Origin of the sequence: Francisella noatunensis subsp. noatunensis (assembly GCF_009823375.1) — a bacterium.
Classification (GTDB): Bacteria; Pseudomonadota; Gammaproteobacteria; order Francisellales; family Francisellaceae; genus Francisella; species Francisella noatunensis.
Map to the genome: position 1 here is coordinate 1 of NZ_WBSX01000010.1, position 21,720 is coordinate 21,720.

Consider the following 21,720-nt stretch of genomic DNA (forward strand, 5'->3'; position numbering starts at 1 on the left):
TTAACAATATATCTCATCAATACATTAGAAAGTTACAGATAGACTTGAATAATAGACCTAAGAAATGTTTAAATTACTTGACACCTAATGAAGTACATTTTGGTATCTCTATAAACATTGAGAATACAATCTAGCACTCTTTATATCTTCACGAAACCTAGAATCTATAAAAGGTTTAGGTAAAAAATTAATCTACAAATAAATTAGGTGAAATAATTATAGTTTCTGACGAGAAATATTAATCTAGCTAAACATGTCTTTAAGCGCGGATATATTCTGTTTGGAATTTTGCTGGCGAGTTTCTGCACACTCTTTTTCTGTACCCACCCAATATAGATCCGATTCTGGCAATTCATCAATAAATCTGCTTGGAATAGAGATCTGTTTTTCGCCAAACTTTTTACGATGTTTTGTCATTGTTATAGTCAAGTTTTCTCTAGCTCTAGTAATCGCCACATATGCAAGCCTACGTTCATCCTCTATAGAGTCCTCTTCAATACTTTGTTGATGTGGTAAGATTCCTTCTTCCATACCCATTATATAAACTTTTTTGAATTCCAAACCTTTGGAAGCATGCATAGTTATAATTTGAACCTGATTATCATTTTTATCTTCGTTATCTCTATCTAAAATATCTATAAGTAACATTTTATTAAGAACTGAAGCTAGCGACTCAAGAGCATTATATGACTCATCTTCAAGCTGATTGACAATCCATTTAGTAACCTCAATAACATTAGCATATCTAAACTCTGCTTGTTTCTCTGAGGAGCTAGAATCTATAAGCCATTGTCGATATGAAATATTATCAATAAAATTGTTAATTATATTTTTTAGCTCTTGAGCAGATATACTTGAATTAATCTCCTGCTGCGTATTAAGTATCAAATCTTTAAAAGATGATAAGTTTTTTTTGGTAAAATCGCGTATTTCAAACTTTTCTAAATTATATAAAGTATGAAAAAAGCTACAGTGATGTTCACTTGCGTATTCTCCTAATTTATGAATAGTTGCACTACCAACTTCACGTTTAGGAGTATTCACAATACGCAAAAATGCTCTATCATCGTCCGGATTAACTATTAGCCTTAAATACGAAATGATATCTTTGATTTCTGATTTGGAAAAAAAAGAACTTCCCCCGCTAATTGTATAAGGGATTTTGTGCATTTGCATATATCTTTCAAGTAAGTATGCTTGATAATTACTCCTTATCAATATTGCATAATCAGAGTTTTTAGATTTTGTTTTTACCCTATCAAAGAAAATATCACTAGTTATGAATTGTGCCTCATCTTCATCGTTTGTAAGACTAATAACCTTAATTTGCTCACCGTAATCTTTATTTGACCAAAGTTTTTTGTCAAAAATATGACTATTATTTTCAATAAGTTTATTTGCAACATTAAGTATTCTACCTGTGGAACGGTAGTTTTGTTCTAGCTTAATAACTTTTAGGTCTTTGAAATCTTCTTGTAAATGGCGTAAATTTTCAGGTCGAGAACCTCTCCATGCATATATAGACTGATCATCGTCTCCTACAACAGTGAATTTATTTTTGCCCTGTGTCAAATATTTCAAAAGCCGATATTGTGATTCATTAGTATCTTGGTATTCATCTATGAGAATATATCTAAATTTATCTGACCATAATTTTTGAATACTTGAGTAATTTTTAAATAACTGTATTGGTTGAAATATCAGATCATCAAAGTCAAAAGAGTTATAAGATTTTAGATATTTTTGATATTCTTTATATATAAAAGCTGCTTGCTCTTCAAGATCATCCTTAGGTTGTATTTCATCAGGTGTGAGTAGAGCTGACTTCCAAAATGATATTTTTGACTGAATAAATCCTGCATTTTGTTTGGGTAACTGATACTCTTCATATGCAATATCGTATATTAATGCAAGTGAATCATGACTATCGAAAAGTGTAAAATTTTTCTTATATCCTAAATCAGAAAAATGCCTTTTTAAAATAAATAAGCCAAGAGAGTGAAATGTCGAAATCATTAAACCTTTTGATTTTTCTTTATCAAGTCGTGATTTAACACGCTCTTGCATTTCTTTGGCTGCTTTATTTGTAAATGTAACTGCTAAAATACTTTTAGCTGGATACAAAAGTTGTTCTATCAGATAAGAAATCTTTTCAATAATTACACTAGTTTTGCCACTGCCTGCCCCTGCTAATACTAATAAAGGTGTACTAGCATATTTAACAGCTTGTTGTTGCTGTTGATTAAGATTATTTAGCATTTAGTTATGATTACTTCATTTTCTAGCTGATATTCAACCTCTGTTGCTTCTTTATGAAACACTACCAGCATATAGCAAACATCCTCAACATAAACCCTATTTACAACATTTGCTAGAGGTTTGCCATCACTAGTTTTTAAATCAAAATCTTGAATATTTGTAACAGATTTAACAACTGCTAAATCTTTTTTTAACTTAGCCTTGTAGTGCATCCTCGCTATCACCTCTTGACCCATATAACAACCTTTGGTATAGCTGACAACTTTTTCTATATTATCAAGATCTAACTCTGCTGGAAGAAATTTCTCTACATTAGCTTGATCTATAATTGCAAGCTTGTTTAGGATATTGATCTTTTGTATTTGTTCATATGCTATTTCAGATTTTAAAGCATCTTTGACTAAAATATCATGATTTAAAAACCCATCATCGGTAAATAACAATGAATGATCTTCATTAACAGCAAAACTAACTTTAGAAAACATACCATACTTTTTTAACCAGGAAAGTAGATTATCTATAACAGTTTGCTCAACTGAGAGTAACAATTTCTGGCTAGAAACATATTTTACAAAACATAAAGAAATAATTCGTCCTTTTAAATTAGCAAAAGTAGTCATCAATAAATTATTATCATCAGATAGCTTAGTTAAATCAGATGTTACCAAACCTTGAAGAAATTTTATGGTATCTATTCCACTTACTTCTAAAATTTTAAAATTGTTATATTGAAAATTCATTGGGAACCTAAACTAATTAAATAATTGAACTAGTAGATTTTATTATATTTAGATAATGTTAGCAATTATGTTTATAACTAGAGGTTAGCACTAGAGCCGCCGATACCTCTTGGCTGACTATTTTGAAAACCACCTTTAGGACCAGACAGCATCATCTGTCTATTTAATGCCCTATCATCATCACTAATTACCAAATTACTATGAATATTTTTAGGTGCTGGAGTAGCTAGATCAGATAAATTAGGATTATCATCATCAGAGTCTTCATCACTCTTTGATTTTTTTTCCTGTGCGTTAGTACTTCCCCAACCCTTTTTAGAACTCATATTACGAGATTTACTGCTTGATTCACCGGGAATTCTCATATCTTCCTCTGTAATACCTAACTGATGTTTTTTAGGCATTTGTGAAGCTTGACTATTTTTTTGATTAATCATTTGACGTTGAGAGTGTAGTTGCGTCTCACTTCTAGGATTTAAGTACTCTTGATCATCATTAGCAAAAGAAACAAATGGAGCCATAAAAATAGAACTCAATGCTGATACTAATAAAGTTTTTTTCATATTAACCTCTTAATTATAGATATTTTGTTATTATATTTTCTAATTCAACGATGTCTTTTGCGAACTGTCTAATTCCTTCTGCTAACTTATTAGTCGCCATAGGATTTTCATTCATCTGCCAGCGGAAATTAGACTCGGTAATTTGTGGTACTTGTGTACTTACATCATTAGATTTTTTTAACTTAACTTCTAATTTCTCGAAATTATTTTCAAGCTCTTCAAGTAATACCGGTGATATAGTCAAAGCATCACAACCAGCAAGAGCAACTACTTGATTAGCACTTCTAAAACTTGCTCCCATGACGATTGTTTTAAACCCATAATCTTTGTATAGCTTATATATCGATTTTACAGAGTTAACACCATCATCGTCGTTCACATCAGGGAAAACATCAAGTTTGTTTTGTTGCATTTGCCAATCTGTAATTCTTCCCACAAAAGGTGATACCAAATAAACTCCAGCCTCAGCACAAGCCTGTGCTTGAACTTTATCAAAAATAAGTGTCAAATTACAATTAATACCTTCTTTTTGTAAAAGTTTAGCGGCCTTTATACCTTCCCAGGTAGCTGCTATTTTTATCAAAACTCGATCTTTTGATATTCCATGAGATTCATATTTTTTGATTATTTTTCTAGCATAATCAATTGTTTCTGCAGAATTAAAAGATACTCTTGCATCTACTTCACTAGATACTTTTCCGTCAATCACATCCAATATTTTCATCCCAAAAAATACAAGTATCTCGATAGCAATCTCTCTAATAAGCTCATCCCTCTTAAGCTCAGGATTATTCTGCTTAAACTTATCTATAGTATCTATAACTAATTTAGAGTATTTTGGATCTTTAACAGCTTTAAGTATCAAACTAGGATTTGTAGTAGCATCAACAGGTTTGTATTTCTTAATCAACTCAAAATCACCAGTATCAGCGACTACTACAGTTACTTCTTTAAGCTGTTCTAATAACGATTTTTGCATAATTTTTAATAAGATTTTACACTTCATTAATTAAAGTATACAACTTCGAGAGTATTAGTAAATAAAGTAAATATGAATTATTTAAAATTTATTTGCTGTATTTCTCTTCCAACATTTTAAACATTGCTCTAACACCCATAATTTCTCCACCTTTTGGTTTACCTGGAGAGTTAGCAACATTCCAAGCCATTATATCAAAATGAATCCAAGTAGGAGCATTCTCAATACCTACAAAATGCTCGATGAATAGTGCCGCCTTTACAGCTCCGGCAAAAGTTGACAGTTCACAGTGTGATATATCTGCGAATTCTGTTTCAAGATTTTTTCTATAACACTCAGCTAATGGGAGTCTCCAAGTCTGATCTTGCTCGATTTCCCCATAATTATAAATATCTCTTGCAACATCATCATTATTACAGAAAAATGCTGAAATTTTATCACCAACAGCGACTCTTGCAGCTCCTGTTAGAGTTGAAAAGTCTATTAAATATTCTGGATTTTTAGTAGCCTCTTCATGTAGTGGTTCAGCTAAAATCAATCTTCCTTCAGCATCAGTATTTGTAACTTGAACAGTAGTTCCATTTTTCATTTTAATGATATCACTAGGACGATATGACTTCGCATCTACAGCATTCTCAACTGTAGGTATTGATAGGGTTAACCTTAATGGAAGATTATGTTTCATAATCATATAAGCAAGACCTATAGCGTTTGCAGCACCACCCATATCTTTATGCATCAGTAACATAAATTGAGATGTTTTTATATCAAGCCCACCTGTATCAAAAGCAACACCCTTTCCCACTATAGAAACTTTAGGGTGATTTTTATTACCCCAATTTAATTTAACTAATCTTGGAGGCCTATGACTTGCTTTACCTACAGTATAAATACCCATGTATCCTTGATTTTTGAGCTCTTCTCCAACTATTTCCTCAAAGCTGGCATCAAATTCTTTAGCAATAGATTTGATAATATTAGAAATATCTTCAGGACCCATATCTTCAGCAGGTGTTGTAATCATATCTCTAACAATAAAAGCTGCTTCAACTGTTGTTAATATGTGTTTATATTGTATTGGTAAAAATAATTTTACATCTACACCTTGTTGATTAGACTTATATTTTTCAAACTTGTAACTTGATAACCCAAAACCAATATAATGCAATGATAAATCAGAAATTTCTGAATATTCTATATGATAATTACCTTTGCTTAACTGACTAGACAAAGATGCTAAACTATACATATTTTCACAAACAATACAGATAATCTTTTGAATAGTTCCCGATTCACCAGGTATAGCTATTATTTTCTTATCAGCAAACTGTTTAATGAAATTTTGACTAAAAGAATCTTGCTGACTAAGCCAGTTATCAAAATTAGTCTTATGTATTAGATAAATAGGCTTAGAATCAAATTCTTTTTGTAAAGAAAAACATTGTAATCTCGTTGAAATATGCATAACTTTATAGCTCCACATCTTGATTTAGTATTAGCCAGTTATTAAAATCTTGCACTGTACTTGATGTAAAAATACCGGCTGTTTTATATAAGCTCAAAAAGCCCATAATATAATCAAACTCAGTATTGTTTAACTGAATTAGAAACTGATAATAATTGTTTAAAAGTATGAAATACTGAGTAATAGTTGTTGTTCCTTGATCATACCTTTCTTTATATTTTTCATACGCAATTTTTGCTGCTGCAACAGACTTGCGCAATGATTCTATCTCTTTCTTTTTAAGCTCAACAAATCTAAAAGCATACATAGCATCATTTTGAGCGACCCTTCCTGTTTGAATCATATCAAATTCTGAGGACTGATAATCATACGCGGCTTTTTTTAATTCAGCATAGTTGGTACCACCAGCAAAAATATTCCAAGCAAGATTAATACCGAAATAAAAAGCATTAACAGTACATTTTGAGGGTAAGAAATTATCAAACACTGGATTACCTAGTGAACTAACATCATTAAAACCAGGAGAATATTTAACTTCAAAATTAACTTTAGGCATAAATGAGCTAGTGGCTGACTGATAATTATAGTAATTGCTTTCTTTTGTATGCATAGAACCCAGGTATGATGGACTACTACGCATTGTAAGCTCTTCCCAACCTTCTTCGGTATTGGGTGATGGCTCTTTTATTTTAAAATCATTACTATACAAGACAACATCATCATCATCATTAGTAAACTTACGTAATTCAGCACGTGCAACTCTTTCTTCTCTCTGAGCAGCTGCATAACTAGCTTCAGCAATATAATAGTTTGCCTTTATAGTTTCGTAATCCGCGATATCAGCTGCACCTGCTTTAAATTTACTCTCTAACTCATTTAGGCTTTGTTTGTTGGCTTTTAAATTATATGAAGTATATTTAACATTTTTTATCGCCTTAGCTAAGTTAAAATAGGCATAGCTTGTATCATACAAGAATTGTTGATAATTTGTTCTATAGTCTTGTTGAGCAAACTGAGCTACTTCTTGAGCTGACTGAAGATCTTTGTAAGCTCCATAATCATATAAAGGTTGCGTCAACGAGACCAGCCCTTTAATTGAATCAAAGCGCCCGCCAGCAATATCACCATCGGCCATAGTTCTTTGGTCTAGTATGTTTGTAGCTTTTTTTATGGACCCTCCAATATCTATACTTGGTAATAATCTTCCAAGTTGAATCGCTGGATTCATCTGTCTAGAATCTAATTGAAACCCTATAAACTTATATTGCGGTGAATTTTGTATAGACTGTTTTACAGTATCTGTATAGTCTGCTACAGTATTAGCTACAGCACCAATACACGAGCCAAAGATTCCAATAAATACCAATAAATGTCTATACAATCTTTTCAAGAGCAAACTCTACTTTTTTATGTTATTTGAAATATACTTTTCTAAATCACTTAGAGCTTTATCAATATTGGTAGAGTTATTACCGCCTCCTTGAGCCATATCTGGGCGACCACCACCTTTGCCATCTATATAACCACTAAACTCCTTAGCTATATCTCCGGCTTTGATTAATGATGTTATAGATTTACTAACTCCAATCACAAACTGCACTTTATCAGCATTTATAGTACTTAACACTGCTACCATCTTATCATTTTTTGACTTGTAATCATCAATTTTTTCTCGCAGTATTTTGATATCTACACCTTCTAAATTAGCTATTATTAATTTGATACCATCTATTGAGGACTCTTTAATATCGCTATTTGCTCCTGATAAAATATCTTTTTTAAGTTTAGCCATTTCTTTTTCTTGATTCTTAAGATGCTCTAACATTGACTGTAGTTTATCTAATAGGTTAGAGTCATTTGACTTGGTAATTTCTTTTATTGCAACTAGTTTATTTTCGATAGCAAAAGTATATTTTATAGCTTTATCAGCTGTTATTGTCTCTATTCTTCTAATACCAGATGCAATACCACTTTCTGACACTATCTTAAATAAACCAATATCTCCAGTATATGCAACATGAGTTCCTCCACAAAGCTCAATAGAGAAATCTCCCATTGAAGTCACTCTAACAATATCTCCATATTTCTCACCAAATAAAGCTTCTGCTCCTAGAGATTTGGCTTTTTCTTGAGATGTTTCTATAGTAGCAACAGGATAGTTAGCTCTGATTTGTTGATTAACTAGAGTTTCGATCTGTTCAATTTCAACACGTGATATAGCCTTATCATGCGTAAAATCAAATCTTAATTTATTATCATCAACAAGTGAGCCTTTTTGCTCTGCATGACTACCTAAGACAATTTTTAAAGCTTTATGTAATAAATGAGTAGCACTATGATTGGCAGCAGTAGCAAGTCTTACTGAATCATTGACCCTCGCGGTTACTTCATCATAAGTATTTAGTATACCCTTAGACAGTTTACCAATGTGTAAAATTGCTTCACCAGATTTTTGCACATCCTCAACTATAAATTCAACACCGACACCTTCTAAAACACCTTTATCACCAACCTGACCGCCAGATTCAGCATAAAACGGTGTTCTGTCAAGAACTATAACAGCCGTGCTTTCAGCTTGAATTGTATTGACAGGTTGTCCATCTTGATATATCTCAAGTACTTTAGCATCTTCAATTAATGTCGAGTAGCCTCTAAAATCTGACTTTGCTTGTGAATTAATAATGCTGTTATAATCAACATTGAACTTCCCTGCTTCTTTTGACCTTTGCTTTTGTTTTAGCATTTGCTCTTTAAATGCTTCTTCATCAACTTTTAGACCTTTCTCTCGAGCCATATCAGCAGTCAAATCCAAAGGAAAACCATATGTATCATAAAGTCTAAATGCTATCTCTCCAGAAATAGTATCACTTTTTAGACTCGCAATTTCTGTATCAAAAATTCTGATACCATTTTCAATAGTCTTTAGAAACAACTCTTCCTCTTTTATAAGAGTCTTTTCAATAAGCTCTCTCTTATCTATTAATTGAGGATATGCCTCACCCATTTGGTTAATAAGCTCTGCCACTAACTTGTAGAAAAATATATCCTTAGCACCTAGTTTATTACCATGACGAATTGCTCTGCGAATAATTCTTCTTAGAACATATCCTCTACCTTCATTCGATGGTAAGACTCCATCTGCAATTAAGAAAGCACATGAACGTATATGATCTGCCACCACTTTTAAAGAAGGTGAATTTATATCATCGACATTAGTTACTTCTTGAGCTTTTTTAATCAACGCTTGAAATAAATCTATATCGTAATTACTATGAACATCTTGTAGTACAGCTGCTATTCTTTCTAAGCCCATTCCAGTATCAACAGATGGTTTAGGTAAATCCGTAACTGTACCATCAGCATGACGATTAAACTGCATAAATACTATATTCCAGATCTCGATATATCTATCTCCATCTTCATCTGGAGTGCCAGGCAATCCTCCTGCAACATCTTCACCATGATCATAAAAAATCTCAGTACATGGACCACAAGGGCCAGTATCACCCATTGACCAAAAGTTATCATTTGAGTCTATACGAATAATTCTTTCTTTTGGTAAACCAATATGATCGTGCCATACATCAAATGCTTCATCATCTGTTGCATATATAGTTACCCATAATTTCTCAACAGGTAGTTTGATCTCTTTAGTCAAAAATTCCGAAGCAAAGCTGATAGCATCTTTTTTGAAATAATCACCAAAACTAAAATTACCTAGCATCTCAAAAAAAGTATGATGTCTAGCTGTATAACCTACGTTATCCAAATCATTATGCTTACCACCCGCTCTAAGACACTTTTGAACTGTAACAGCTCTAGAAAAATCTCTCTTTTCTAATCCCAAAAAAACATCTTTAAATTGCACCATTCCAGCATTTGTAAATAATAAAGTATCATCACCAAATGGTATTAAAGATGAACTTGGTTGATGCGAGTGGTTTTTAGACTCAAAATAGCTTATAAATTTATTACGTAACTCTTTAGTAGAAATCATAGTTTACCTTCCAGTAGATAGCGCTACAGATATTTAAATTAAATTCAAAACAGCTAGTATTATAAACCATTTTAGTAAACAAAATAAACTCTACCAATCGCATTTGAATATAAATAAGTATATAATCGTAAATAAGTTGTTGATTTTGTGTAAGTTTTAAAATGAAAAAAAAGATATTTATCTTTTCAGTAATTACCAGTGTAGTAGTAGCAGTATCTGGTATTGCATACTATTTTCACTATCAGTCTGAACTTGAAGAAGAAGCAGCTGAAGCAGCCGCAAAAGAAGCGGAAATGCCAAAACCTCATGACTACTGTTTAATCACGTATTTAGAATCTTCTGATAATGGTAAAACATGGCATAAGACTAATGTAACAACAGGTAAAAAGCCTATGTTCAAAGCGCAATGCTGGAAGAAGTATATCCAAATTCTAGATGGTTTCTCAGCTAGTATAGACAAAAATGGCCAATGGTGTAACAAAATTGATGATAATAAAATAATAGCTCACCCAGCTATGTACTTCTCAGATCAACCTTTTGAATCTAAAGATGAGTTAGCGCCGAAAGTAGATACTCCAAACGAAGCATTGCAAGACAATAAGGCTAATTAATTCTATTTTGATAAACTCTCATAATAACGTTTAAATATCTTGTTAGAAAATTTATTATCCTCATTAGAGATATTGTTAATAATCTCTAGATGATTTTGACAATCTATCAAGTTGCCTTCATACAAGAATCTTAAACTATTTTTACATTTCAAATCTTTCGGATAGGTATTTTTTTTGATCTCATACCATGATGATAAACGATTAATATCATCTGATGATACTATGAACAAATGTTTCTTGACTCGTGTAATAGCAACGTAGAACAATCTTCGCTCCTCTTCGATTGTTTCATCACAAGCCTTAGAATTTTTTTCACCGAAAAAGCCTCCTTCTGTAGCATCATGTACAACAACATAATCCCACTCTAAACCTTTGGCTCTATGCATTGACATGATCTGGATCTGATTCGGATCATTTTCACCCTGCTGATTTGATTTTATGTATAGCTCATATAAAAGTTCAATAAATTCTAATAATGAACTTTTCTTACCTTTAGCAAAACTATTGATTCCATCTATAATTTGTAATTTAGATTTGCTTGAATGTGTCTCCCCAGAGACTTTAGAAATTTGTTTTTCGAGATCTAGAGTTTCTAATATAAAACTTATCGCTCTTTCTGATTTTTTAATCCGAGTATTATTAAAAATAGCTCTCCAACTAGCTGATACTGCTAATATATTTTTTTCTTTAAATGGTTTATCAACTGTTTTGGTTAATTCTGAAATTATATTCATGCTAGCTGAAATATCTTGAGCTATTTTATTTGCCAAATTTTGTTTAACATCTTTTTTGAGATATAGTGACGGATAATCAAGCATAGCTTTTATAAACTCAATTCGTTGATCGATACTGTGTTTAGCAAAACCCCCACCCTTGTTAAATAGCATCAAATGCCCATATATAGCTTTAAATAGATTTTCACTAAAAATATTCTTATCTGCAACCACCTTATAAGCTAGATCATGATACAGGCAGCTTAACTCAAATACCGTTGTTGAATTATACTTACGCACAAGAATAGCTATATCGCTAGCTTTAACACCACTATCAATCAATGCTTTAAGTTTAAGGATAACTTTATCACTACTATCGAGGATACTAATATCAGTTGTTTTATTTAATTTAGGGTATGTAATACATAGATTATCATGGCGTTTTTTATTATTAGTAATAATATTATTTGCCATCAAAGATACTAAATCACCATATCTAAATGTGTAAGATAAGCTATATTGTTTTACATTTTTAAAATCTTTTTTGAAACCTTCTAGCATATAATACGGAGTAGAACCACGCCATTGATATATTGTCTGATCAACATCTCCTACAGCCATAACATAAGTATTTTGTCCAACTAAGCACTTCAAAAAAAACTGTTGTGCCTGATTAATATCCTGATATTCATCTATGATTATATGAGAATACAAACTACTTGCTTGAGCTATGCTATTTTTATCTTTTTCAAAAAGCTTTGCAGGAAGATAGATCATATCATCATAAGTTATTGTTTTTTGACGCTCACATTCTTTGCTAAACTCTAAAAATACTTTATCTAAAAGTTTTTTCTCTTTGGTATTAAGTTCATTGAGTTTTTTGTTAGTAAGAGACAAGTCTGATTTCAATAATGAAATATACTCTTTAAATGTTTCGACTCTTTCGTTATCAGCATCTTTAGTTATTTTAAATTCTTTTTGATATAGCTTAAGTAGCTTTGAAATAATTGCATCTATTTCATACTCTTTAAGAATCTTATCTGCCTTAACAAATCCTGCTTTTGCAAAAGCTTGTAAGAAACTATTTCCTAAAGAGTGCATTGTTCTTACGTTAACTAACCTTGCAATATCAGCTTTAATAACATTTTTAAGTCTTTCTGCAAAATCAAGTTGAGCTGATTTGTTATACATTAAAACTAATATCTTATTTGGTGGAGCTTTATTGTCAATTAGATATTCAATTCTTGCTATTAAAGTTTGAGTTTTTCCACTCCCAGCAACTGCAGAAACTAAGGCATGTTTATCTAAATCATGAGTTATTATTTTTTGTTGTTCAGCTGTATATTGCATTTAAAAATTCGAATTTGATTATTTTTCTTATAGATCTTTGGCAAATAATCGAGAGACAAGATATACCAATGTTAAGGCTGCTTGCTTAACTATATTAACTATTATCTTAACTATTTCTAGAATGGTTATACCTAAGTATTTGAAATAGTTGAGCATATTTACTTTTGCTTTCTTATCTTTGATAAACTTAAAAGGCGCAAATACAAATAACAATATTGCAATCATTACAATATAAGAAAATATAGTCCCTAATATCTGCTCATACCATTGAGCAAACCCATAAAATAAAACCAAAACTATCACAGTTAAAATGACTAAAAGTACGAATAGAAATAGATTCTTATTCTTCATCTATGAAACTATTTGTTTATATAATGATATCATTATTTAAGCTAACTTATGTTATAATCTTAGTCCAAATTTATGAAACAATAATTAAAACAATTCATGACGACTGATCAAAGACTACAAATCGCTCTAGAAGCTTTAGATAATTTAAAAGGCCAAGATATTCAATCTATTAACGTTGAGCATCTTACTGATATGATGGATAACATAGTAATTACTACAGCATCATCTACTACTCATGCTAAATCACTAGCAAGAAATCTGGAACAAGAACTTAAAGATAACAAAATTACAATACTAGGTATTGAAGGCGATAATAAATCTGACTGGGTTTTAGTTGATATCGGTGACATTGTTGTACATATAATGCTAGAAGAAACTAGGGAACTTTATGCACTAGAAAAACTTTGGGATATCAAGCGCAAAGAAGACTAATAATGAAGCTAAAGCTTTCTGCAATGCAGTGGCAACAAGTACAAAAATTTGCTACTGATAGCCTTGGTTTATCATCTATATCTAAAGCTGACTGCAATTTATCTGAATATATTCCTTACTATAATAAATGGATAGAAAATAACTATCATGCAGATCTTGAGTACATGGTAAAGCATGGCGCAAAGAGATTTGTTCCAAATGAATTAGTACCTGGCACTAATAGCGTAATTGTTGCCACATTAAACTATCTTAACAGACCTATAACTATCAAAAATGAAGTTAAGAGACTAAAATCCTCAACAGATATTGCAGACATATCTATATATGCTCATGGTAGAGATTATCACAAGGTAATGAAGAAAAAACTTCAACGATTAGGTGAGTATATAAATGAGCTTACAGGTGATCATCAATTCAGAGTTTTTTACAGATAGTGCTCCAGTACTTGAACGTCCGCTAGCTGAAAAAGCAGGATTAGGCTGGCAAGGCAAAAGCTCTATGCTTATGAATAAAATACAAGGTTCATTTTTCTTTATTGGTGTAATTTATAGTAATCTTGATTTGTCAGATTTACCTAACCTTTCAAAGCATCAAGATTCTTGTGGCAAATGCCAAGCATGTATCAAACTATGTCCAACTGGAGCAATTCAACATGGCAAAATGATCGATTCGCGAAAATGTATTTCGTATCTAACAATAGAAAACAAAGGATCTATACCTCTAGAGCTTCGAGATAAAATTGGCACAAGAATATATGGTTGTGATGATTGTCAATTAGTTTGTCCTTTTAACAATAATGCTCCCATAACTAGAGAAAAGGACTTCCAACAGAGAGATTTTTTAATAAATAAACCTCTTCTTGAACTATTCTCATGGACTAGAAAAGATTTTGATAAATATACACAAGGTTCGGCAATCAGAAGAATTGGTTATGATGCTTGGATAAAAAATATAGCTATTGGTATCGGAAACTCACCATATAAACTAGAAAATATACTATCATTAGAAAATAAGAAAAATGAATTTCTAGACAAAGAAATTGTCTTGAAACATATAAAATGGGCTTTAAATAAACAAATTAATCTAAGTAAAATAGATAAATGATTGTGATTTAATGCCGGTTTGTTAGAATAACTTAGGATGGACATTTCCAAACGTAAAGGAGAAATTAAATAATGAAATTAACTAAAACTCTATTTTTAGCACCATTAGTTGCTGGTTCACTTATCGGTGGTGCTTTCGCAGCAGCAGATAATCAAGATGATCTTAGCTACTCTGTTGGCTATACTATGGGACAAGCTTTAAAAACTCAAATGGATCAAAACAACATAACGACAGATAACCAAGAAGTAGTTAGTGGTCTAACAGATGGAATATCTGGAAGCAAGTCTAAACTTACTCCAGATCAAATGCAAAATGCAATGTTACAATTTCAACAACAAGCAGTAGCTGCTCAGAAAAAATAATTAAGGAAGCTAATTATAATGACTAAAAAGAAATTATTAAAGGCTTTGGCCGTTACTGCAATTGCAACAAGCTTGGTTGCGTGTTCAGATAGTTCAAGTAAAGATAAGTCGGCTAAGGATGCTGCTACAAATTCTGGATCTTCTGTAGCTACTACAGCTCCGGTTGTGCAAGGTACTGATACTGTTACAAAAAATGCTAGCTATACTATTGGTTATGGCATGGGTGCAACTATCGAAACTGATAAAAATGTAAAATCATACAATCTAAACAATGATAAAATTATTGAAGGTTTTTCTGACGCTTTAAATGCAAAAAAACCAGCTATATCTCCAGAAGAAATAGCAAAAAACATGGATAATCTACGTAATAAAGTACAACAGAAAATGAGTGAGGAAAGAGTTTCTAGCTTCCTAAAAGTTAAAGATAGCATTTATGGCTCTGATCTTACACCTAAATCTGATGTAAAAGATCCAGAAGTAGTTGTATATGAGTTCTTTGATTATCAGTGTATGTACTGCTCAAAACTTGCTCCACAAATTGAAAAAGTAATGCAAGATAACAGTAACGTACAAGTAGTTTTTGCGGAATTCCCTATATTTGGTGAAAGAGCTCCCGCTTCTGAATATGCTGCTGAAGTAGGTACTGCAATATATAAATTATATGGTGCAGATGCTTATATTAAGTATCATAATGGTATCTTCGCTACAGGTGAAGATGAGGGTAAGCTAAAAGACTCTACTATCGATAAGGTTGCAGTTCAATGTGGAGCTGATTTAACTAAAGTTAAAAAGGCTATCAAAGGTGATAAAATTGCTGATCATCTAAGAGATACTTTAAAACTAGGTTTTGAAAATCTAGGCATTCAAGGTACGCCATTCTTAGTGATTGCTCCAGCTGTCAATGCTAATGCTGATAATACAACTGTAATAGGTGGTTATACAGATGCTGATAATATCCAATCTGCGATAGATAAAGCTAAAACATCTCCAAAAACTGTAACTACTACAAACAATACTACAGTAGTTACAACCCCTACTGCTACTGCTGCAGTAAATGATACTCAAGCTCAATCAAATGTAACAGAAGCTCCAGTAACAGATTCTGGTAGCTCAGTAACAGTAGATCAATCTAATAATCAAGATGATGTTGAGGCATAATTAATCTTACATACTCTTTATATTACTTCTATTCTTAATCATGATATTTAACTACTAAATATTACCGACTTTATCTGTTAAAATATATCATCAAAATTAATCACTATAATTCTTATGTTTCAAATTAGAAAAGGTAGTAAATATCTTGTTTTCTTTGTTGTAATCTTTGTGGCACTGCCACCCTTCGCTATAGATGCTTATATTCCTGCTTTTGGTAATATTGGTAGTTTCTTTAATGTTGATGTAAATAAGCTCGCTATTACTATATCTACATACTTTATAGGTTTTGGTGTAGGTATGTTTTTTTCGGGTGCATTATCAGATAGTTTTGGTCGTAAAAAAATACTTATTATTGGTATGCTTATTTATATAGTAAGTACTATCTTATGCTCATTTACACATAGCTTTGATACTTTGATATTAATGAGATTCTTACAAGGTCTTGGAGACTCTCCAGCATCTGTTGCAGCTATGGCCATACTAAAAGACTGCTATAGAGGTCAAAGGTTAGTAAAAACTGTAGCAACAATGGTTATGATATTTATGATTGCGCCAATAGTTGCACCTATAATAGGCAGTATTATTATTTACACAACTGGAAGATGGCAAGATATTTTCTATTTCTTAACTATTTATGGTGTTATTTTGTTGGTTATTACAATAGTTATACCAGAAACTCATCCTATACATAAACGTTCTAAGAGCTTAGCTAGAAGCTTTAAGGTATATCTCATTCATATGGCTAACTTACCATTTGTCATCGCAGCTCTGACTGGAGCCCTATGTTTTGGTGCATTGTTTAGTTTTATTAGCACATCATCAAATCTAATTATTGAATATTTTCATCTTGGGTATACTCAATACTGTATATTGTTTGCATTAAATATGTTTGGCATAATCTTTGCTGGTAACTTTATCAAAAGAAAACAGACCGCACATAATCAAAGAGAGCTTATTATTATTGGTTATTACTTGGCTATAGTAGTAATATTACTTAATATATTGAACTCATATTTCTTGAATGATATTTATATATTTATTGTATTAAACGCTCTAGCAACAGGCTGTTTTGCACTAGTGAATATTATAACAACATCAAAAGCCCTTGATATTCTCAAAGAAGGTTATGCTGCTGGTAATGCGATAATTAGATTAGTTAAATTTATGGTTGCTGCTTTGGCGGGTTTTTTCTTAAGTTTTCTATCAATATCAAAGCTAATGGTCGGTATCCCTGTTCAACAATTAGCATTTATAGTAATTTCAGTTGTCGTATTCATGGGTATTAAAAATAGACTTTTCGCCAATTAAAGATGTGTAATAATTTGATTTAAAATATTTTTTTACGAGTATGACAATATGGTAGTGTCCCTTTCTTCATATAGTAGCCTAGATGATAGTCTTCCGCTACATAATAAGGTTTAGCCTCTCTAATATCTGTTACTACCTTGTAGCCTTTATCACTAAGTTCAGATTTCATATCTTCTGCAATCTTTTTTTGTTTATCATCATAATAAAATATAGCCGATTTATATTGCTCGCCAATATCTGGACCTTGGCCATCAACCTGCTCAAAATCGTGTATTTCAAAGAAATACTTTAAAACTTCTTCTAAAGATATTTTTTTCTTCTCAAAAATTACTCTAACAACTTCTAAATATCCAGTATTCCCTGCACAAACTTTTCTATAATCAGGGTTTGGCTGATCTCCACCACAATATCCAGATTCTGCAAATACAACTCCATCAAGTTTTTTCATGTAATATTCTACACCCCAAAAACATCCTGCAGCTACAATAATCTCTTCTGTTTCTTCCAGACTTTCTACTGGTACAAAATCTACAGATGCTGAATTCACACAGTAACGTGTATTTAACTTAGTATATCCTTCTCCATGAAATATATGTCCAAGGTGGCCATCACAATTATTACATAGAATTTCTGTCCTTCTGCCATCAGCATCAGGTAATTGTTTTACATTATTATCAATATAAATATCATAACTTGGCCAACCGCAAGTTGAGATGAATTTGCTATCAGCCTTAAATAACGGCATACCGCAATTACGACAGATATATGTACCATTTTGATCTAGATCATTGTATCTACCTGTAAAAGGATGCTCTGTATCTTTGTTAATTATTATCTCGTATTGATGTGGTGTTAAGCTCTTCGTTTTTAACATTATAATATTCCTAACTGTTAAATATTGTTAATAATTATCATATAAACTCAAAAAAATATATATTCTAATCTACAATATTTATATGATATTAAAAGCTATTTTTTAGCACAATATTGGAGAAATTGGTATGAATTGTAATATAAAAAATAAAGATTACATCTCACTCGCTGCATTCATAATAGTTATTTTGGGTATAGGTATGTCTGTTGGGGCTTTAACCGCAACAAGTATTCCAACATGGTTTGCAAAACTAAAATATCCTTTTTTTGCTCCGCCTAACTGGATATTTGCTCCAGTTTGGACGATTTTTATATTATGATTGCAATATCTGGATGGCTAGTATTCAAACAAAAAGCTCTTAGAGAAAAGGTATTTATTATCTACGCGATACAGCTAGGTTTAAACTTCTTATGGAGCTTTATATTTTTTTGTTGGCATAATATTGATTTAGCTCTTTTAGAAATTTCTATTTTATGGATATTTATTGCATGGAATCTTAAAATATTTATGGATATAAATAAAGTTGCTGGATATTTGCTTATACCATATCTTTTATGGGTAGGTTTTGCATGGATACTTAATCTTAACTATGCGATGCTTAATTAACAATATCCTTATCTGCAACAACTAGGTGCAAATAGTGCAAATGCTTATCATATTGGTTGACAATATCTGCAATGACTTGGTCTTTTGAATACCCCATAATATCATAATACTGACCTCCATGACTTAGAAGTACTTCTACCCTATTATAATTACCTAATTTTGACTGATATGATCTTAGCATCACACTATATATAAAATCTTCATTACCTTCTATTGAAATAGCTAGTTGTATATGATCATGGTCTTTAATCACTTCTGTATTAATACCATTTTTTCCATTTCAGTTGCAACCTCAATTATAGCTGTGTTGTAACATCTTTTTGTAAAAACTCTATAGCCTGATCTTTTGATGGTTTATGAGCAATATCTTCTAATCTTTTCTGCCAAGATGTGTTTGCTTTTGCAAATTGAACAACAGTTGAATGTGTCTCAATACTTTTAAGCCTTAGATAATCTAATCTTAAAGATTTAATTAGTGAAACACACATCAAAAATAAAATAAACAACAATGGAAAAGCACTAATTATAGTAGCTGATTGTAAAACTTGTAAACCACCTGCTAAAATTAATGATATTGCAAGTAAACCGCTAAGTACTGACCAAGCAATACGCTGTAATGTTATTGATTGTTTGGCATTACCTGTAGCTAAAATATCTATAACTAAGGCTCCACTATCAGCAAATATTACAAAAAATGTCACTATTAAAAATACTGCCAAAACTGATAATAGTGTTGAGAATGGAAAATGTTGTAAAAATTCAAACAATGCTACAGGTATATTATTATTTGCAGCATTAATAAGAGTTTCACCTTTGCCACTCATTGCTATTTCAATAGCAGAATTGCCAAAAACAGTCATCCATAAAAATGTAAACCCAAAAGGGATAAACAATACACCTATAGTAAACTGGCGGATTGTTCTACCTCTAGATACTTTGGCAATAAACATTCCGACAAATGGCGACCAAGCTATCCACCATCCCCAATAAAATAATGTCCAACTTTTTAGCCATTCTTGATTTTCTTGATTGTAAGCATACAAATTAAAGGTCTGATTTACTATAGTACTTAAATAGTAACCAATATTTTGAATATAATCGCGTACCAATACCGATGAATTACCCAACAATAGTATAAAAACTAGTAATAATACTGCCAATATAATATTAAAATTACTTAGTGCCTTAATGCCTTTTTCAAGTCCTAATCCTACAGATATTGTTGCTAATGCGACTATAACTATGATATAAATAACTTACATATTTACAGTATCTGGTAAACCTTTCAAAAAGCTCATCCCAGCACTCACCTGCATTGCACCAAATCCTAGAGATGTTGCTACACCAAACAATGTTCCTAGTACTGCAAAAACATCAATGGCATGACCTAAGGGACCATATATATGTCTGCCTAATATTGGATAAAGTACCGATCGAGGTAATAAAGGTAAATCATGTCTATAAGCAAAATATGCTAATGATAAACCTACAATTGCATATACTGATCATGCTTCTATATCCCAGTGGAAAAATGTGGTATTCATAGCTTCTTTAACAAGTACTAACTCATCTGAAGACATATTAGGAGGAGCTAAAAAATGCTTCAATGGTTCTGCTACTCCATAAAACATCAAACCAATTCCCATACCAGCTGCAAACAGCATAGCAAACCATGAAATATTAGAGTACTCAGGTAAATCATGTTCTTACCTAACTTGATATCGCCAAAGCGACTGAACATTAGGATCAAACATAAACATAAAAAAACACTCATTGCCAATATATAAGCCCAACCAAATTTTTCTAGAATTAAATTTTGTAGATTTTGGATATGACTAGCAAATTGATTCGGATAAAAAATTCCTGACAATGACAGGACAATAGCTAAAATAATAGCAGGATAAAAAACTGGAGCATAAGCACCTTTTTCTCGTTGCATAATATTCCTATTTTTTGATAACAGTTGTATTACCTTAACATTTATAACTACCTATATCAAAAATATATACCGTAACTATTTATTCTAAGTACTAAAAAACATACAATATCTAGCAAAATATTATAGCTAATAGCTTAATGAAAAATCTAAGTCAAAAATTAATCAAAGAAATAAAGAAGCTTCACTCACCTCAAGGTAGAAAAAAATCTATCTACTATGTTATAGAAGGATTAAGATGCTGTGATGAAGCCTTATCAAGATTACCTAAAGAAGACTTGATTGCACTATTGACAACAGAAAACACTGATAGCATTAGCTACCCTGTAGATAAAAAATATATTCTCTCTGAAAAAGATCTTAATGAATTGACACAAACACAAAACTCTCAAGGAGTGCTAATCTTAGCCAAGAAAAAAGATACATCATCTGATTTTGAATTTAAAGATGATTTCATACTAGTGCTAGATAGAATACAAGACCCTGGTAATATTGGTACTATATTGAGAACTGCTATAGCAGTTGGTTTGACAGAGATTGTACTTATAAATGGTACTGTAGATCCTTTTAACCCCAAAGCTATAAGAGCTGGTATGGGTGCACAATTTAGTCTGAAATTCAGATATTTTGAAAATCTAAGCGCTGTAAGAAATTACCCCACACTAAAAGAACGAAAAATTTGGCTGACAACACCACATGAGGGAGTTTCTTGTTATTCTGAAGAGTTTAAGTTGAGTAACAGTGTCTTAGTCTTTGGAGAAGAAGCCAATGGTATAGAGGACTTTTCAGTAGGTGAAAAGACAATGATTCCTACTCTAAGTAATATTGAATCTCTAAATGTAGCTCAAGCGGCTACGATATATTTATTTGAGGGTCTAAGGCAAAAAATGCTAAAATAAATGTACAAAAAAA

At 31.6% G+C, this 21,720-nt stretch carries 16 protein-coding genes and 4 pseudogenes; 9 read left to right on the plus strand and 11 right to left on the minus strand.

From position 1 onward, the window contains the following. Positions 1-134: pseudogene (locus tag F8C69_RS11350) on the plus strand (IS30 family transposase); the annotation flags it as partial. Between the two features lie 109 nt (positions 135-243). On the opposite strand, the gene F8C69_RS01755 reads toward F8C69_RS11350, so the two are convergent. The 7 genes from F8C69_RS01755 to alaS form a co-directional block, all read right to left on the minus strand. Then, positions 244-2,259 (minus strand): UvrD-helicase domain-containing protein, encoded by a 2,016-nt coding sequence (locus F8C69_RS01755; RefSeq protein ID WP_159183953.1) that lies wholly within the window; start codon positions 2,257-2,259, stop codon positions 244-246. Continuing rightward, on the minus strand, positions 2,253-2,999 hold the full coding sequence (gene ygfZ, locus F8C69_RS01760; RefSeq protein ID WP_159183954.1) for a CAF17-like 4Fe-4S cluster assembly/insertion protein YgfZ: 747 nt from the start codon (positions 2,997-2,999) through the stop codon (positions 2,253-2,255). The genes F8C69_RS01755 and ygfZ overlap by 7 nt, the downstream gene beginning before the upstream one ends. Positions 3,000-3,076: 77 nt before the next feature. Next, complete coding sequence (locus tag F8C69_RS01765) at positions 3,077-3,562, minus strand: hypothetical protein (RefSeq protein WP_159183955.1); 486 nt, start codon at positions 3,560-3,562, stop codon at positions 3,077-3,079. Between the two features lie 13 nt (positions 3,563-3,575). Further along, positions 3,576-4,541: a transaldolase gene (gene tal, locus F8C69_RS01770; RefSeq protein WP_159183956.1), complete on the minus strand. Its 966-nt coding sequence runs from the start codon at positions 4,539-4,541 to the stop codon at positions 3,576-3,578. A gap of 88 nt (positions 4,542-4,629) precedes the next feature. Beyond that, positions 4,630-6,006, minus strand: a complete 1,377-nt coding sequence (locus F8C69_RS01775) for a M17 family metallopeptidase (protein ID WP_159183957.1) — start codon at positions 6,004-6,006, stop codon at positions 4,630-4,632. A 4-nt stretch (positions 6,007-6,010) separates the two neighbouring features. Further along, positions 6,011-7,396: a TolC family protein gene (locus F8C69_RS01780; protein WP_159183958.1), complete on the minus strand. Its 1,386-nt coding sequence runs from the start codon at positions 7,394-7,396 to the stop codon at positions 6,011-6,013. A 9-nt stretch (positions 7,397-7,405) separates the two neighbouring features. Continuing rightward, positions 7,406-10,003 carry an alanine--tRNA ligase gene (gene alaS / locus F8C69_RS01785; RefSeq protein WP_159183959.1) on the minus strand — a complete coding sequence of 866 codons (2,598 nt, stop codon included), beginning with the start codon at positions 10,001-10,003 and terminating at the stop codon, positions 7,406-7,408. Positions 10,004-10,164: 161 nt separating this feature from the next. Here alaS and F8C69_RS01790 point away from each other — a divergent pair, with 161 nt between their 5' ends. Further along, positions 10,165-10,614 (plus strand): hypothetical protein, encoded by a 450-nt coding sequence (locus tag F8C69_RS01790; RefSeq protein ID WP_159183960.1) that lies wholly within the window; start codon positions 10,165-10,167, stop codon positions 10,612-10,614. 2 nt (positions 10,615-10,616) lie between these two features. On the opposite strand, the gene F8C69_RS01795 is transcribed toward F8C69_RS01790, so the two are convergent. Next, the gene (locus tag F8C69_RS01795) at positions 10,617-12,677 is read right to left on the minus strand and encodes an ATP-dependent helicase (protein WP_159183961.1); all 2,061 of its coding nucleotides are present in this window, start codon (positions 12,675-12,677) and stop codon (positions 10,617-10,619) included. A 27-nt stretch (positions 12,678-12,704) separates the two neighbouring features. After that, on the minus strand, positions 12,705-13,028 hold the full coding sequence (locus tag F8C69_RS01800; protein ID WP_159183962.1) for a hypothetical protein: 324 nt from the start codon (positions 13,026-13,028) through the stop codon (positions 12,705-12,707). 96 nt (positions 13,029-13,124) lie between these two features. Here F8C69_RS01800 and rsfS point away from each other — a divergent pair, with 96 nt between their 5' ends. The 5 genes and pseudogenes from rsfS (at position 13,125) to F8C69_RS01825 (ending at position 17,392) form a co-directional block, all read left to right on the plus strand. Further along, complete coding sequence (gene rsfS, locus F8C69_RS01805; RefSeq protein WP_159183963.1) at positions 13,125-13,460, plus strand: ribosome silencing factor; 336 nt, start codon at positions 13,125-13,127, stop codon at positions 13,458-13,460. A gap of 2 nt (positions 13,461-13,462) precedes the next feature. Further along, positions 13,463-14,564 (plus strand): annotated as a pseudogene (gene queG, locus F8C69_RS11160) (tRNA epoxyqueuosine(34) reductase QueG). Between the two features lie 71 nt (positions 14,565-14,635). Then, on the plus strand, positions 14,636-14,926 hold the full coding sequence (locus F8C69_RS01815) for an FKBP-type peptidyl-prolyl cis-trans isomerase N-terminal domain-containing protein (RefSeq protein WP_004287674.1): 291 nt from the start codon (positions 14,636-14,638) through the stop codon (positions 14,924-14,926). A gap of 18 nt (positions 14,927-14,944) precedes the next feature. Further along, the gene (locus F8C69_RS01820) at positions 14,945-16,084 is read left to right on the plus strand and encodes a DsbA family protein (RefSeq protein ID WP_159183964.1); all 1,140 of its coding nucleotides are present in this window, start codon (positions 14,945-14,947) and stop codon (positions 16,082-16,084) included. Positions 16,085-16,198: 114 nt separating this feature from the next. After that, a complete protein-coding gene (locus F8C69_RS01825; RefSeq protein ID WP_159183965.1) occupies positions 16,199-17,392 on the plus strand; it encodes a multidrug effflux MFS transporter in 1,194 nt (397 codons plus the stop codon). A 19-nt stretch (positions 17,393-17,411) separates the two neighbouring features. Here F8C69_RS01825 and F8C69_RS01830 read toward each other — a convergent pair whose 3' ends face one another. Then, the gene (locus F8C69_RS01830; protein ID WP_159183966.1) at positions 17,412-18,266 is read right to left on the minus strand and encodes a bifunctional methionine sulfoxide reductase B/A protein; all 855 of its coding nucleotides are present in this window, start codon (positions 18,264-18,266) and stop codon (positions 17,412-17,414) included. Positions 18,267-18,393: 127 nt separating this feature from the next. Here F8C69_RS01830 and F8C69_RS01835 point away from each other — a divergent pair. After that, positions 18,394-18,872: pseudogene (locus F8C69_RS01835) on the plus strand (TspO/MBR family protein). Here F8C69_RS01835 and F8C69_RS01840 read toward each other — a convergent pair. Further along, positions 18,865-20,811: pseudogene (locus F8C69_RS01840) on the minus strand (BCCT family transporter). The pseudogenes F8C69_RS01835 and F8C69_RS01840 sit on opposite strands and share 8 nt — an antisense overlap. A 137-nt stretch (positions 20,812-20,948) precedes the next feature. Here F8C69_RS01840 and F8C69_RS01845 point away from each other — a divergent pair. Further along, on the plus strand, positions 20,949-21,707 hold the full coding sequence (locus F8C69_RS01845; RefSeq protein WP_159183967.1) for a TrmH family RNA methyltransferase: 759 nt from the start codon (positions 20,949-20,951) through the stop codon (positions 21,705-21,707). The last annotated feature ends 13 nt before the right edge of the window (positions 21,708-21,720 follow it).